Origin of the sequence: Mucilaginibacter sp. SMC90, assembly GCF_022811725.1 — a bacterium.
Lineage (GTDB): Bacteria > Bacteroidota > Bacteroidia > Sphingobacteriales > Sphingobacteriaceae > Mucilaginibacter.
The window spans coordinates 273,304-287,300 of record NZ_CP094527.1; the positions used below are offsets into that span (position 1 = coordinate 273,304).

The following is a 13,997-nucleotide window of genomic DNA, read 5'->3' on the forward strand; positions in this document are numbered from 1 at the left end:
AAACAATGGAAAAAGATAAAATAGATAAAAAGGACCATATCCTAGACGTAGCCGAAAAGGTGTTTGCGGACCTGGGCTATGACGGTGCCTCCACCCGTACCATATCGGGCGAAGCCGGTGTAAACATGGCTATGCTCAATTACTATTTTGGATCAAAAGAAGGGCTTTTCCTGGCTGTTTTTAAACGCAAGATCGATTCATTTCGCACCCTGCTGCAAAATATCGGCAATGATGACAGCATATCTGCCTGGGATAAACTGGATAAATGCATTGATAATTATGTTGAGCGTATTATAGCCAATAACTGTTTTCAAAAGCTTATTAACCGGGAAGTATCCATGAACAAACGGGGCGATCTGACCGATAAGATAATCGAAATACTGATGGTCAACGCGTTTGAAGTGAAGAAGATTATTGAAGATGGTGTAACAAGTGGCCAGTTTCAGCAAGATTCTGATGTGCCTTTGGTAATAGCTACCCTTTTTGGTACAAAAAATTATATAGTTAACATGCCGCAGATATCATCATTAATACTGGGACATGATATTCGTGATGAAAAGTTTATGGAAACTGAACTGAAACCACGTGTTAAAAAATACATGAAAAGACTTTTAAAAGCTTATTTAGTTAATGAACATGACAACTCAAAATAACAAAACCAATCACCTTAAACTATTAAAACAGGTGTTGCGGCCGGTTTTACGCGGCAGTATCGCCCTCATAGTTTTAAGCCTGCCTTTTGCAGCCAGCGCGCAAGACAGGACAATCACACTTGACGAAGCTATTAAGCTTGGCCTTGAAAACAGCAAAACCCTTAAACTTTCAAATTCAAAGGTTGAGCAGGCTGTTTCTGAGTACAACCAGGCTAAAGACGAAGCCCTGCCTACCGGTAAAGTAAGTTATGGTTATAACCATGCAGAGATTCCGGCCAACAGGCTTGCATTAGGTTCTGAAAGCTTTAACCTGCCTGCACGTGCTGACGCTTACTTAGGGATCCTTACTTTAAACCAAACCATATTTGCCGGCGGTAAATTGAAATATGCCCGCCAGTCAACCGACCTGCTTACACAGGTTGCCCGTTTGGATGTGGAGAACGATAAAGACCAGATCGTTTACGACATTATCAGCTCGTATTATAACCTGTACAAGGTGCTGCAAAGCAAAAAGGTAGTAACTCAAAACCTTACCACTGTTGATGCTCAGATTAAACAGGCACAACGCTTTTTTGAACAAGGTTTGGTTACTAAAAATGATGTATTGCGTTTCCAGTTGCAACGCTCAAATATTGAGGTTAACGGTATCGATCTGGAAACTAATCGTCGGATCATCAACTACAACCTTAACGTATTGTTAGGTTTACCTGAAGGTACACAGTTAAACATCGACCAGATTGTTGAAGCCGACAGGCAGGTAGCGCCGCTAACCGCTTACCTTGATACAGCAATGACTGCACGCCCTGAGTTTAAGCAATTCGCACTACGCAGCCGTGTTGCCGAAACTAATATCAAAAGCATAAAAGCTAATGAGTTGCCAACCTTAGGCGCTTCGGTTGCAGGTTACTACGTTGACGTTAGCGCTAACCCGATACCTAAAAGTGGTAACTTTATTACCCCACTTTCGGCTGGTTTAACACTGTCATGGAACTTCAGCTCATTGTGGACAAACAAAAACAAAGTAAAAGAAGCCCAGATTCAAAGCCAGCAGGTTGATATCAACAAAAGTATCACTACCGACCGTGTGAAAGATGAGGTTAACCAAAGCTACCAGAACTATACCATGGCGCTTGAAAAGATCAAACTTTTGCAAACTTCAATTGATCAGGCAGGTGAAAACAACAAGATCCTCGAATCAAAATACAAAAGCAATATAGCATCAGCTACAGACAGGGCCGATGCGGAAACCTTGCTTTACCAGGCACAGATCAATTTAGAATTGGCTAAAGCCGATGCTGGTCTGGCTTACTACACGTTACAAAAATCAACAGGAAAAATCAACAAATAACAATACCAAACCTTTTAAATAAAATGGCAAAGGAACAAGAAACACCGGAACAACCGAAAAAGAAAAACAAAGTTATCCCCATCATATTAGGCGTTGTACTTATTGGCGGTATCATTTTCGGTATAAAAGAATATATCTACTTCAGTAAACACATTGACACTGATGACGCGCAGATCGACGGCGATATCAGTCCTGTGGTTGCCCGCGTTGGCGGATATGTTGATTCAATTTATTTTGAAGAAAACACCCACGTAAACGTTGGCCAGTCGCTGGTTAAAATTGATGACCGCGATTATAAAGTTAAATTAGAGCAGGCTCAGGCTGCACAAGTTGGCGCAAGTGCCGGTATCAATGTAAACCAGTCACAGATCTTCGCTAACGAAGCAAACTCTGCCGGTGCTAAAGCCCAGGTTGCTTCAAACGCGGCCCACTTAGAAAAAGTGCAGAAAGACTATGACCGTTATGCCAACCTGGTAAAAGACGGATCAGTAACCCAGCAACAATTTGACCAGGCTAAAGCCGATCTTGATGTTGCAAAAGCAAATTATAAGGCATCACAGGATCAATACAAAGCTGCTGTTGAGCAAATTGGCACAACCCGCAGCCAGTTAGCTGTTACCCATACAGGTGTGTCACAAAGGCAGGTTGATATTGATTATGCTAAACTGCAATTGAGCTACACCCTGGTAAAATCACCTGCAAGCGGTTTGGCATCTAAAAAGAATGTACAGTTAGGTCAGCTGGTCCAGGCTGGTCAAACTTTATTTTCAATTGTAAATGACAACAGCCTTTACATTACCGCCAACTACAAAGAAACCCAGCTTACCGATATCAAAAATGGTTTAAAGGTTGAAATTGAAGTTGACGCTTACCCAGACATGAAACTGGAAGGCCAGGTTTATAATTTTTCGCCTGCTACTGGTGCTAAATTTTCATTGCTTCCTCCGGATAATGCTACCGGTAACTTCGTGAAAGTTGTGCAACGCGTGCCTGTGAAAATTAAAATTAACGGCACTAAAGAAGAGCTTGCAAAATTACGCCCGGGTATGAGCGTAAATGTATCTGTAATTAAAGAATAATATTATGGCTGAAACTGGCTTTAAAAAGTGGATCATCACCATAACGGTGATCACAGCTTCGTTACTGGAGCTGATTGATACCACTATCGTTAACGTAGCGTTGCCTCACATACAGGGTAACCTTGGCGCAACCCTTGAGGATGTGGCCTGGGTAGTTACCGGGTATGCGGTAGCCAACGTGATCATATTGCCCATGTCTGGTTGGCTGGGCGGCCGTTTTGGGCGTAAAAATTATTTCATGGCATCTATCATCGTGTTTACCATCGTATCATTTTTATGTGGTAACGCGCACAGTATGGATGAGCTGGTGTTGTTCAGGATTATTCAAGGTATAGCCGGCGGCGGTTTGATTTCAACCGCCCAGGCCATATTGCTTGAAACCTGGCCCCGCGAACAAATAGGTACAGCAACCGCCTTGTTTGGTTTGGGAGCGGTTGTAGGCCCAACTGTAGGCCCTACCATTGGCGGCTGGATAGTTGAAAATTACTCATGGCCATGGATCTTTTATGTAAACATCCCGGTAGGAGCGCTGGCCGCATTTTGTACCTATACTTTTGTTAGGGAAACGCCCAAGGATGCCAAGGGTAAACCGGTTGACTGGTGGGGTATTATCCTGCTGGCTGTTGCGGTAGGCAGTTTACAAACTGTATTGGAAAAAGGCGAAAGTGAAGACTGGTTTGCTAAGCCGTACATCCTGGTTTTAACTATATCGGCCGTATTAGGAACCATATTGTTTATCTGGCGCGAAATGAGTACAGAGCACCCGATAGTAAATTTCAGCATTTTGCGGCATCGAAGTTTTGCCGTGGGGATGTTTACCTCGTTCATACTGGGTTTCGGCTTGTATGGTTCGGTGTTTGTGTTCCCGGTGTTTTGTCAAAACCTGCTCGGCTTTAATGCCCAGCAAACCGGCGAGCTGTTGTTTCCGGGCGGTTTGTGTACTATTGTGATGATGCCGTTTATAGGCAAGATGCTTAACAAAGGTATCCCGGCCCAGTTTATGGCCACAGCGGGTATGTTTTTGTTTTACGTATTTACGCACATGCTTAGCAATTCAACGCTGGCCACGGGCGAAAAAGACGTGTTAGTGCCTTTATTAATCCGTGGTGTAGGTATGGCCTTATTGTTTGTGCCGCTTACTACACTGGCCATGGCCGACCTGAAAGGCCCCGAGTTGGGACAGGGTTCGGGCTTGAACAATATGATGCGCCAATTAGGTGGTTCATTTGGTATAGCCACGCTAACAACGCTTATTCACATACGCCAGGGCGTACACCGGAATAACCTGTTGGTAAATATCAATCCATACAATAATGCTTTTAATGATCGCCTGCATATGCTTACGCAGGGCTTCATGGCAAAAGGTAAATCAGTGATTGATGCTACGCATATGGCTTACCAGGCAATTGAAGGAATGGTTACCAGGCAAACATTGCTGTTAACCTATGACGATGCTTACTGGATATCGGGATTGGTGATGCTGTTTTCGATACCGCTGCTTTATTTGCAGCCGTTTAAAAAACTGAAGGCCGTAGCTGATTCTCATTAAAACGATAAAAGCCGTTCCACTATTACCGGAACGGCTTTCCCCAAAAAAAATTAACAATTAAAATTTAAGTTACTCCCCCCGCATAAACAACATATTTGAATATTGCGACCGGGGTTTGTTTAATCTTAAGGTATAAATTTACTGGTTTTTAATTAATAAACGCAAATTTTATTCCGTAATAAAATGCTATTTATGAAAAAGGCATGAAATTTTATTGTTTCATGCCTTTTTTATTGTTTAAATAAATTATGCTTGTTAAAATATAACTTTTCCGGTAGCGGTGATTAATGATGCTATACGCACGGCATCAAAAATACGCTCCTCGGTAGTGCCTAATTTAATCAATGAATCTTCGTGGGCGTTCACGCACATTTCGCAGCCATTAATTGCCGATACAGCTAAGCTGGCCAGTTCAAAAAACTCTTTACCGGTTACGGGTTTCATCATTAACTGCATGCGGATACGCGCAGGGATCTGGGTGTATTTTTCCTTTTGAGTAAAATGCCTGAAACGGTAAAATATATTGTTTGATGCCAGTAATGAAGCACAGCCAACAGCTTCGCCAATTTCGGCATCGGTAGCTTCGCTTTCTTTAGCATATTTGGTAAAGTAGTTGGTAAGTGGTACGTTATTGTTGTTAGCCGCGGTAGCCAAACCTAACAGGGCGCACTCTTTGTTAGTTAGATGGGCAGATGTAAGGGTGCTGGTAAAGTTTAGCTTCAAATCGCGCAGGTAGCGTGATTCGCCTGTTTCTAAAAGGGTAAGACTCGCGGTGCGGTAGCTTTTATCTAATCCGATACTTTCAAGTATCTCCTGGATCACTTCGGTACTTTCGTTCATTTTTTTTCGGAATTGTTTTTTATTTTCCTGTAGAGACGCATAATTGCGTCTCCCGCATGCAAATTACGGAGGCGAATAGTGCAGGCGGCTTGTCCTACGGGAGACGCAATTATGCGTCTCTACATATAAAACACTTAGAAAAGGGTGTAAAAAATCCCCGCACCGAAATCCAGTACGGGGACAATTATCTGTTATATGATTATACAGTTAAAGTTTCCTGACCTTTTTCCCAGTTGCAAGGGCAAAGCTCGTCAGTTTGTAAACCATCAAGTACACGTAATACTTCTTTCACGTTACGGCCAACGCTCAGGTCGTTAACTGATACCCAACGGATGATACCTTGTGGATCAACGATGAAAGTAGCACGGTAAGCAATTTTTTCAGTTGGTTCTAAAATACCTAAATCTTCAGCCAATGATTTTGAAGTATCAGCAAGCATAGGGAATTTCAAATCGCGAAGATCATCATGATCTCTTCTCCAGGCAGCGTGAACAAACTCAGAGTCGGTAGAAGCGCCGATCAAACGGGTTTCGCGGTCGCGGAATTCGCCAAAGTTTTTGTTGAATTCGGCAATTTCAGTAGGGCAAACAAAAGTGAAGTCTTTTGGCCACCAGAACATTACAGTCCAAACGTTATCATCGTTGGTTAAATACTCAGAAGTAAGGGTTTCAAACTCTTTACCTTTTTCAAGGCTTACTACTGCTGTTTTAGAAAATTCGGGGAATTTTTGTCCTATCGTTAACATATTTTGATATTTCTTTTAATGTTTATGCAAATATAAAAATTTAAACCCGCCTCCCGAATACGAATAATTGATGATGTATAGATTTTAGCTATATGATTATTGTGTGATATATATAATATTTATAGTGTTATTTATAAGGGGTTTAGCCCGTTTTTGCTATTTCAAAAAATGCGCTATCTTGGTTGTATGAAAACCAAACCTATCCTTATTATTGCGGTGGCTGTTATTGTTTTGGCAGTTGGCGGATACTTTTTATTCAAAGGAAAACCCAAACAGTCAACCAGCAGCAATGAAATAAGCAACTTTTTAAAAGCATTCAAAGCTCAGGTTATAAAAGGCAATCGCGATTCATTGATGAGTTATTTTGCCGACAAACAAACATCTGAACCTATCAATAAATTAATAACAACCCTAATCAACAAACAGCAAAAAAGCGACGAAGAAGATGTATCTTTTAATATAGAGCTGAATGTAGAGCAGGCCGAAATTACGCAGATCAATCCTCAACTCGCCACAGCTGTTGTTCCTGTTACCTTTAGCGAGCAGCACTTGGATACAAGGTATTCGGGCATAACTTTTACCATTCAAAAAAACGAGCAAAACAAACTTAGCATCTACCAGGCAGATGCTCGTAATTTCATGAATGATTATATAGCTTACCGTAATACCGCGTGGGCAAAAAAATATACGGATAAAGAAATTTATAGCCCGGAAACACTGAAAGCATTCTTAGATGCAGGCAATTTGTTCGCTAAATATGATAGCGTAATATGGTTTACCCATTTAAAGAAACAGACATATTTTTATGTAGTAAAGGGGAAGTGGGATTATTATAACTTAATGAAGGATACTGCCAAAACATATAAAATGGGATTAATCGGCCCCGATTATAAAGAAGTAATCCCTGCTGAATATGACCTTATTCATAACATCAGCGGCACGTTTCCTGATCTTATTGAAGTTGAAAAAGATCGTAAGCGGGGTTTTTATGACCTTAGTGGTAAAGTTGTAATTCCCGTTGAATATGACCAGATATTTCCGGTTAATGATACCGAAAACCTTGCCGCACTAAGAAAAGGCGATGAGTACTTTTGGCTAAAAAACGACTTTACTGTGTCCGAAAAAACCGAGGTTAAAATCAGTGAGCTGTTTTCGAAACTTAAGCAACCAAACTCATTTACATTAACCAAGAGCCCGGCCGGTGATATTACCGAGTTTAACTCGCGCGAGCAGCACGGCAGCATTTATCTTCCTCCTTCATATCTTGTTGATCTCGGGTTGATTCGAAAAGTGCATGAATTTAAAAACCCACTGCGTAAGCATGTTGACTTTGTAGCTACAAGTTCACAGTATATAGTAAAAGCAAGAGCGTTGCCGGTAAAAGTATCCGCCGAAAACAACAGCTGGTTGCAAACGGCTTATTATTCTATTCGTGATTATTTTATAGGTGGCCGCGCCGAATTCTATGATACCAATAACATAATCTTGATAGATGACAAAAGCAACAAGATTTATAGCTATGAAATCAACACTGATATTAACTCCGAAGAAGGCGGGGGCGAATTAAGCGGAAGCTGCAATGAGTATAATATCAATGCAACCAGCGATTCGCTACTGGAGGTAAAAGTTACAACCACTGCCAATATCGAACTCTATAATCACACCTTTATTGATGAGCTGCCCGTATTTCATTTCCTTAAACTTGAAAATGGCAAAGTAACAGAAGCCATGAACACAAAAAGGGTGTTCGCTTTTACCAAATACCAGAAAATGGACGACCATTTTATTAACGGCTGTTATGTTTATGGTAAAGTTGACAACGGGAAATATAGAAATACAGATGGAGGGCCGATTTCGTCTGAAGTATTAAGGTATATGAAAAACGAGATCTACGCCGACTATAACTACCAGTTTAAAGACAAGCGCTGGACGGATGTCTTCTCGCAACAGTTTTATGACCGTTATAAACCAGAAAACGCCAGTGTTCAGGATTCGCTAACCGAGATTGATAAATATAACATTCAATGGATTGATCAAAAGTTAAAAGGCCTGCCGGTGATACAGCCTAAAGTACTTGCTGCTAAATGAGCATTACCGGTCGCATATTAAGATATTTTGCCTTTTTCTGGGTGTTGATATTGTGCGCCGGTACGTTTGTTCAGTACTGGGATTTTAATCATGATTCCTACTTTTTGCATATTAAGGAAACGGCGGTAAAAACAGGGTGGTACCTGCCTGCCTTTTATTGTCATATTATAGGTAGCAGCGTGATACTGCTTGCCGGATTCTTTCAGTTTTCAAAAAAGGTTTACAGTAACAAAGCGCTTCACCGGGCATTAGGAAAGCTGTATGTGTTCGGCGTTTTGTTTTTTGCAGCGCCAGGCGCGTACGTAATGACACTTTTTATTAATCGCGGTACGGGTGTGTTTATATCGTTCCTGCTGCAAAACACGCTTTGGGTAGTTTTTACCTTAGCCGCATTTCTGCTGGTTAAAAACGGGCGGATTGACGATCACATTAAAATGATGAACCGCAGCTATGCTCTTGCCTTTGGTGCAGTTACGTTACGGTTTTATATCTGGCTGTTCACCGTACTGGGTAATGGCGTAAATTTTCATAATAACTACCTCATTATTGCCTTTTTAAGCTGGGTGCCTAATTTGATTTTGGCCGAGGTTATAAATAGGTATGGGAAAAGGCCGGTTATGGTTGGTTGAGAAATAACTAACCCTTTCTTATTGTCATCCTGAGCGGTAGCTAAGAATCTTCTCCGCATGCTTAGCGGATGTGCAAGGCGAAAATACAGGGCGAAGAAGATGCTTCACTGCGTTCAGCATGACAAATAAGCTATAACGTTAAACCTTCATTGCGAGGTACGAAGCAATCCCAAACAGTACAGGGCGAACTCGTATAGCCACTCTGTATGTCGGGGATTGCTTCGTACCTCGCAATGACGGTTATTTATAATCTTGCAAGCCTCTTAACTTACGCTCGTTACCGTCTTCTTCAACTCTGTTTCCAGGTTTTGGAGTTCGGTATTCAGGGTACGGCGGTTGGCGGTGCCTTCGTCGTGAATGCGTTTTACCTCGGTAAGGGTTTCAATGAGCGATGAAGTGGTCTTTTTCAGCGTATCTAATGACACTACCGTTTTTTCATTTTCGCGGGCTACGTCAATGCTGTTTTGCTTCAGCATTTCGGCATTCTTTTGTAAAATGGTATTGGTAGTATCCGAGATTTTTTTCTGCATCTCCACATTCTCTTTCTGACGGTTGAGGGCCACAGCTATGGTAAGCTGGTTTTTCCAAACCGGAATAGTGGTTGACACAATAGACTGTGCTTTTTCGGCAATAGTGGTATTATTGTTCTGCACCACACGGATCTGGGCCAGCGATTGCAGCATGATAAACCGAACTACTTTCAGGTCGGCCAGGCGTTTATCCAACCGGTTCACAAAATCGCGCAGATCGGCAATTTCGTAATCCTGGTAACCTGTTGGGTTACCGTCCATTACAGCCAGCTTTTCGTTAAGTTCATTGTATTTGAGCTGTCCGGCGATGATGAGGTCTTCCATTTGCTTAATGTAGGTAACGTTGCTGTCAAACATGGTTTGCAGCGAGCTGTTATCCTTCAGAGAGTTAACGCGACCGGCCTTGATCTTATTGGTGATCTTATCGATGTTGTTAACCACGGTATCATACTTCTGGAAAAGCTTTTTGGTATCAACAACCAGCTTTTTCATGAAAGGGATATGCGATATAAATGAGGTGAACGCATTTTGGTTAAGCTCATCAACATCAATATAGTTAAGCTCGGTAAGCAACTCGTTGATCAGTCCGCCTACTTCGCCCGAGTTATAGGTGCGTACCGAAGTAAGAAAATTATTGCTGTATTTCTCCATTGAGTTTTGTACCTCAACGCCGTAGTTCAGTATCGAGTTAACATCGGCCGGATTGATATCCTTACCCATGTCACCATACTTTTGCAAATCCTGGTTTGGTATAGCATCAAGGTTTACATTCCCCTGCTTATCTACCTTCATAGGCACATTGCTGGCCTGTGAAGCTGCCGCTGGAATATCCAGGTTGGTTGGAGTGATCAGCGGTGGTATATTCAGATTTAGTTCATCATTGTTTGGTGCACTTTCCATAATCTTATTGTTAATGATTTAGTAGTACTTAATTAGTTCAGGTTAAAAGCCATCAGGCTTAATACTTAAGACTAATGACTTTTAACTTTTATAAATAGGTAGCGGTAACAGTTTTCACTGTTTCTTCCAATTTGCGGTCGCGGGTTGGCTCGCCAATGGCGTTAAATTTCCATTCGCCGTTCTTTTTGTAAAATACGCCCATCACCATAGATACGTGGCCCGCAAAATCTTTGCTGTGCGCAATATCATAGGTGGCGAAGATCTCATTAACGCGTTTTGGTGTACCTTCATAAATACGGATCGAGGCAAAGGGGATAGTACCAAAGTCCTGACCGCGGAAACTGTTTAAAACAAAGGCCACATAAGTGATGGTTGGGCTCAGTGTACCAAAATCAACAGTGATCACTTCATTGTCCAATCCGTCGTTGCCTGCCATATCACCTGTAAGGTCATCACCGCTGTGCTTTACAGCATGGTCTTTTGAGCGCAGGTTACCGAAATAGATCACATCAACCAGGCGTTTGTTTTCATCATATAAAATACAACTGGCATCAAGGTCAACAGCTTCTTTTGTGGAGCCAAAACCAAACAGGCCTTTCTTTTCAATAGCCCCCCAGTTTATACCAATGCATACATTTTGTAATTTACTGCCGTTACTTTTTTCAAGGCTGATCCGCTGCCCCTTTTGAAGATTGATAGCCATAATTTTAGTTGTATTTATTTAAATAATCCTGCAAGCCGCCTTTCATACCGGCACCTACAGCTTCAAATTTCCAGTTATTATCTTTTTTGTAGATCCGGCCAAACTCAACGGCGGTCTCTATCGAAAAATCCTCTTCCAGTTCGTATTTCAAAATATCGGTATTGGTAGCCGAATCAAAAATGCGAACGAATGAGTTGCGCACCTGCCCGAAATTCTGGCGGCGGCTTTCGGCCTCGTGAATGGTTACTACAATACAAATTTCGGTAGCACGCGGATCGATCTTTGACAGGTCAACAATGATCTGTTCATCGTCGCCATCGCCGGCACCGGTAAGGTTATCGCCGGTGTGCTCAACAGCACCATCCGGAGATTTCGGATTATTGTAGAAAACGAAAAAATCGTCGGTCAGTATTTTTTTGTTGTCGCCCATGATGAACACCGAAGCGTCCAGGTCAAAGGCCGAGCCTGTTGATGAGTTATTTGTATCCCAACCAAGGCCTATTGTAAATTTAGGGGCACCAATGGTTTCCCGCTGGCCTTTTTGCAAGTTAATTGCCATGCTGAATTAGTTTATTGTTGTTTATTAATAGGTTTTGTTTAATAAAGTTTAAGTTTGGCGCATAGGCTTCAATAGTATGGTAACCATTGCCTAAAGCCATATCATATAACAAGTTTATGAAATTGCTGCTTTGATCTTGTATAAAAATGCAAAAACTTTCATGATCGTAATTTAAAATATACTTTACTATGCGTGTGTTAACGCAAAAGTCATTGCCTTTAATGATATCGTTTAAATGAAATATGTTTTTAACATGATGGTAATTGAGGTAATTCTCAATATTGGGGTGGATATTCTTGTTAACCAATTCGGCAAAGTATAGCATATAAATATCGTTCTGTAAGCCATACTCACCTACCATTTTCATGATCATGCGCTCATGGCTGCCGGTTATCTTGATGTCATCCAAAAACAGCAGTGTTTTGCCTGCAAGGAAATCCTTATCAATATGAAACGAATCGTTGCCAATTAAATTGATCCTTTGTTCGGCATCCAGTTCGCCATAATCTTCCTTATAGGTTATGGTACGGTGTACTTTGGTTTCCTGCACTACCGGGTAACCATGATTGGCCAGCCAGCGATTAATCCTGCTCACAAAATGGTTTTTCATGGCAAAGGTAGCCGTAGGGATAAACGAATAAGGACTCGATATCACTACGATCTGCTGTTTTATGGGCTGTTTACTTAAATGCGTTGCAATAAAGCCATCGGCCAAATCGGTACCGAAGTAGCCGGATACTGTACCATCGCCAAATTTAAAGCGGCTGTAATCATCGGCATCGAAACCAAAATGTGTAGCGCTGTTGATGTGATGTAACGAGTAGGTAGCTTTCATAAACTTAATAAGGTTAAAATTGATAAGTTGTTTGAATTGATGAGCAGGCTATTAAGGCCTGCATCATTAGCTCCTGCTATATCTGCTGCCGGGTTATCGCCTATATGTATAATGCCCGATGGGGTTATTTGCTTTGGTTTATTACAATCTTTAACTTTTTGCACCATCAGGTTAAACAGCTCCGGGTTAGGTTTTGACATTCCCTCCTCGTCCGAATAGATCTGGAAGTTAAAAAAATCTGCCAGCCCTAACTTAACCATCACCTTGCGGAGCGTTTCTCCCTTTATAAAACCTGTATTGCTTAAAATACTCAATGAGCAATAGCCTTTCTGTTTTAGATGCTGCAGCGTATCAATTGTTACAGGCGAGTAAAGCACCGGCAAGTAATAGAACAATAGTGTTTCCATATCAGCATATAGCTTATCTGCGTTAACATCGGCAAGTGGATACTGGTTATCATTGATCATGCTGATCACCATCAGGTACATTTCATCGGCATCGATGTTTTTGCCGGTACGCTCATTAACGGCATTGCACATCAAATCAACCTGGCGGAAAGCCCTTGCCACTTCATCAATACTTTTACCCCCTGGATTAAAATCCCGGTGAAAGATCTTGGTGCGTTCTATCTTAAAGTACGGGTTTGACTTGATCAGCGTAAGCCAAAGATCAAATGAATAGTGCTGGTACATTGTTTTTAGGTAGATGTATAAGTTTTCCCATGTCATTGCGAGCGTAGCGTGGCAATCGCATGCTATACAGGGCGACTTTGCTTCCGTGCGATTGCTTCGTGCCTCGCAATGACATGGTGTAGAATCCTAAATCGGGATGCTTCAATTCTCGGTTCTTGCTTTCTTGATTCTTTGCTCTTAATAGTTCCGGAGCAACTCCGAAAGGCTATCAGTTGAATGCGGATCGCCGATGGCACGGAATTTCCAGGTGCCGTCTTTGCGATATACTTCGGCAAAGGTCATAGAGCACATACCGTTGTAAGTTGAATCGCCGGAGAGACTGAATTTCGCGATCTCTTTTCCATGGCTATCCACTGCGCGGATAAACGCGTTTTCCACCATGCCAAAGTGCTGGTTATTTTTGCGGCCCTGGTAAATGGCTACCAGGAACAGGATGCGGTCATATTTTGGGTCGAGCGAATCAAGTTTTACGATGATTTGCTCATCGTCGCCATCACCTGCGCCGGTACGGTTATCGCCCGTAAGCCAGATTTGACCAGACGGATGGCGCATAGAATTAAAATAGATCACATCTCCCTCAAACATATTAATGGTGCGGCCATTAGCAGTTTGCTTTGCATAACCACGATTAGCAACCTTGCCATTTTTATCTAATAAAAATGCTATCGCATCCAGGTCATATTCAGCTTCTTCGGCACCGCCAAACAGCTTGCCCAAAAAGCCGCCGCCATGTGTTTTACGCACATCCCAGCCTAAGCCTATAGTTACCGACGAGAGGTCGAAACTTTCACCTTTATCATTTTTACGCAGGTCGATGGTTTGACCCTTTACCAAATTTATAGCCATT

At 41.9% G+C, this 13,997-nt stretch carries 14 protein-coding genes; 6 read left to right on the top strand and 8 right to left on the bottom strand.

Annotated elements, in window-relative coordinates:
- Window positions 1-5: 5 nt before the first annotated feature.
- Genes MTO98_RS01190 through MTO98_RS01205 form a run of 4 tightly spaced genes read left to right on the top strand, consistent with a single transcriptional unit; the run spans window position 6 to window position 4,629 of the window.
- Window positions 6-653: a TetR/AcrR family transcriptional regulator gene (locus MTO98_RS01190; protein ID WP_243484795.1), complete on the top strand. Its 648-nt coding sequence runs from the start codon at window positions 6-8 to the stop codon at window positions 651-653.
- Window positions 637-2,001 (top strand): TolC family protein, encoded by a 1,365-nt coding sequence (locus MTO98_RS01195; RefSeq protein WP_243484797.1) that lies wholly within the window; start codon window positions 637-639, stop codon window positions 1,999-2,001. The genes MTO98_RS01190 and MTO98_RS01195 overlap by 17 nt, the downstream gene beginning before the upstream one ends.
- A 23-nt stretch (window positions 2,002-2,024) precedes the next feature.
- Window positions 2,025-3,080 (top strand): HlyD family secretion protein, encoded by a 1,056-nt coding sequence (locus tag MTO98_RS01200; RefSeq protein ID WP_243484798.1) that lies wholly within the window; start codon window positions 2,025-2,027, stop codon window positions 3,078-3,080.
- A 4-nt stretch (window positions 3,081-3,084) separates the two neighbouring features.
- Entirely contained in the window at window positions 3,085-4,629 is a 1,545-nt protein-coding gene (locus MTO98_RS01205) for a DHA2 family efflux MFS transporter permease subunit (RefSeq protein WP_243484800.1), read from the top strand.
- Between the two features lie 255 nt (window positions 4,630-4,884).
- On the opposite strand, the gene MTO98_RS01210 is transcribed toward MTO98_RS01205, so the two are convergent.
- Together MTO98_RS01210 and MTO98_RS01215 are read right to left on the bottom strand one after the other, a co-directional pair.
- On the bottom strand, window positions 4,885-5,469 hold the full coding sequence (locus MTO98_RS01210; RefSeq protein WP_243484802.1) for a carboxymuconolactone decarboxylase family protein: 585 nt from the start codon (window positions 5,467-5,469) through the stop codon (window positions 4,885-4,887).
- Window positions 5,470-5,668: 199 nt separating this feature from the next.
- The gene (locus MTO98_RS01215) at window positions 5,669-6,214 is read right to left on the bottom strand and encodes a peroxiredoxin (RefSeq protein WP_091172945.1); all 546 of its coding nucleotides are present in this window, start codon (window positions 6,212-6,214) and stop codon (window positions 5,669-5,671) included.
- A gap of 186 nt (window positions 6,215-6,400) precedes the next feature.
- Between MTO98_RS01215 and MTO98_RS01220 the strand changes: the two genes are divergently transcribed.
- Window positions 6,401-8,302 (top strand): WG repeat-containing protein, encoded by a 1,902-nt coding sequence (locus MTO98_RS01220; protein ID WP_243484804.1) that lies wholly within the window; start codon window positions 6,401-6,403, stop codon window positions 8,300-8,302.
- Entirely contained in the window at window positions 8,299-8,931 is a 633-nt protein-coding gene (locus MTO98_RS01225; protein WP_243484806.1) for a DUF2306 domain-containing protein, read from the top strand. The genes MTO98_RS01220 and MTO98_RS01225 overlap by 4 nt, the downstream gene beginning before the upstream one ends.
- Before the next feature lie 263 nt (window positions 8,932-9,194).
- Here MTO98_RS01225 and MTO98_RS01230 read toward each other — a convergent pair whose 3' ends face one another.
- The 6 genes from MTO98_RS01230 to MTO98_RS01255 form a co-directional block, all read right to left on the bottom strand.
- Window positions 9,195-10,361: a toxic anion resistance protein gene (locus tag MTO98_RS01230; RefSeq protein ID WP_243484808.1), complete on the bottom strand. Its 1,167-nt coding sequence runs from the start codon at window positions 10,359-10,361 to the stop codon at window positions 9,195-9,197.
- A gap of 88 nt (window positions 10,362-10,449) precedes the next feature.
- Window positions 10,450-11,064 carry a TerD family protein gene (locus MTO98_RS01235; protein WP_243484809.1) on the bottom strand — a complete coding sequence of 205 codons (615 nt, stop codon included), beginning with the start codon at window positions 11,062-11,064 and terminating at the stop codon, window positions 10,450-10,452.
- A gap of 4 nt (window positions 11,065-11,068) precedes the next feature.
- Complete coding sequence (locus MTO98_RS01240; RefSeq protein WP_243484811.1) at window positions 11,069-11,623, bottom strand: TerD family protein; 555 nt, start codon at window positions 11,621-11,623, stop codon at window positions 11,069-11,071.
- The gene (locus tag MTO98_RS01245; protein WP_243484813.1) at window positions 11,613-12,458 is read right to left on the bottom strand and encodes a phosphoribosyltransferase family protein; all 846 of its coding nucleotides are present in this window, start codon (window positions 12,456-12,458) and stop codon (window positions 11,613-11,615) included. The genes MTO98_RS01240 and MTO98_RS01245 overlap by 11 nt, the downstream gene beginning before the upstream one ends.
- Window positions 12,455-13,150, bottom strand: a complete 696-nt coding sequence (locus MTO98_RS01250; RefSeq protein ID WP_243484816.1) for an HAD family hydrolase — start codon at window positions 13,148-13,150, stop codon at window positions 12,455-12,457. The genes MTO98_RS01245 and MTO98_RS01250 overlap by 4 nt, the downstream gene beginning before the upstream one ends.
- A 177-nt stretch (window positions 13,151-13,327) precedes the next feature.
- The gene (locus MTO98_RS01255) at window positions 13,328-13,996 is read right to left on the bottom strand and encodes a TerD family protein (RefSeq protein ID WP_243484818.1); all 669 of its coding nucleotides are present in this window, start codon (window positions 13,994-13,996) and stop codon (window positions 13,328-13,330) included.
- Window position 13,997 lies beyond the last annotated feature (1 nt).

Coding starts and splice junctions, on each gene's coding strand:
- MTO98_RS01250 (WP_243484816.1), bottom strand. CDS start 13,150: ATGTACCAGCACTATTCATTTGATCTTTGGCTTACGCTGATCAAGTCA.
- MTO98_RS01210 (WP_243484802.1), bottom strand. CDS start 5,469: ATGAACGAAAGTACCGAAGTGATCCAGGAGATACTTGAAAGTATCGGA.
- MTO98_RS01205 (WP_243484800.1), top strand. CDS start 3,085: ATGGCTGAAACTGGCTTTAAAAAGTGGATCATCACCATAACGGTGATC.
- MTO98_RS01225 (WP_243484806.1), top strand. CDS start 8,299: ATGAGCATTACCGGTCGCATATTAAGATATTTTGCCTTTTTCTGGGTG.
- MTO98_RS01220 (WP_243484804.1), top strand. CDS start 6,401: ATGAAAACCAAACCTATCCTTATTATTGCGGTGGCTGTTATTGTTTTG.
- MTO98_RS01235 (WP_243484809.1), bottom strand. CDS start 11,064: ATGGCTATCAATCTTCAAAAGGGGCAGCGGATCAGCCTTGAAAAAAGT.
- MTO98_RS01200 (WP_243484798.1), top strand. CDS start 2,025: ATGGCAAAGGAACAAGAAACACCGGAACAACCGAAAAAGAAAAACAAA.
- MTO98_RS01255 (WP_243484818.1), bottom strand. CDS start 13,996: ATGGCTATAAATTTGGTAAAGGGTCAAACCATCGACCTGCGTAAAAAT.
- MTO98_RS01230 (WP_243484808.1), bottom strand. CDS start 10,361: ATGGAAAGTGCACCAAACAATGATGAACTAAATCTGAATATACCACCG.
- MTO98_RS01190 (WP_243484795.1), top strand. CDS start 6: ATGGAAAAAGATAAAATAGATAAAAAGGACCATATCCTAGACGTAGCC.
- MTO98_RS01215 (WP_091172945.1), bottom strand. CDS start 6,214: ATGTTAACGATAGGACAAAAATTCCCCGAATTTTCTAAAACAGCAGTA.
- MTO98_RS01195 (WP_243484797.1), top strand. CDS start 637: ATGACAACTCAAAATAACAAAACCAATCACCTTAAACTATTAAAACAG.
- MTO98_RS01245 (WP_243484813.1), bottom strand. CDS start 12,458: ATGAAAGCTACCTACTCGTTACATCACATCAACAGCGCTACACATTTT.
- MTO98_RS01240 (WP_243484811.1), bottom strand. CDS start 11,623: ATGGCAATTAACTTGCAAAAAGGCCAGCGGGAAACCATTGGTGCCCCT.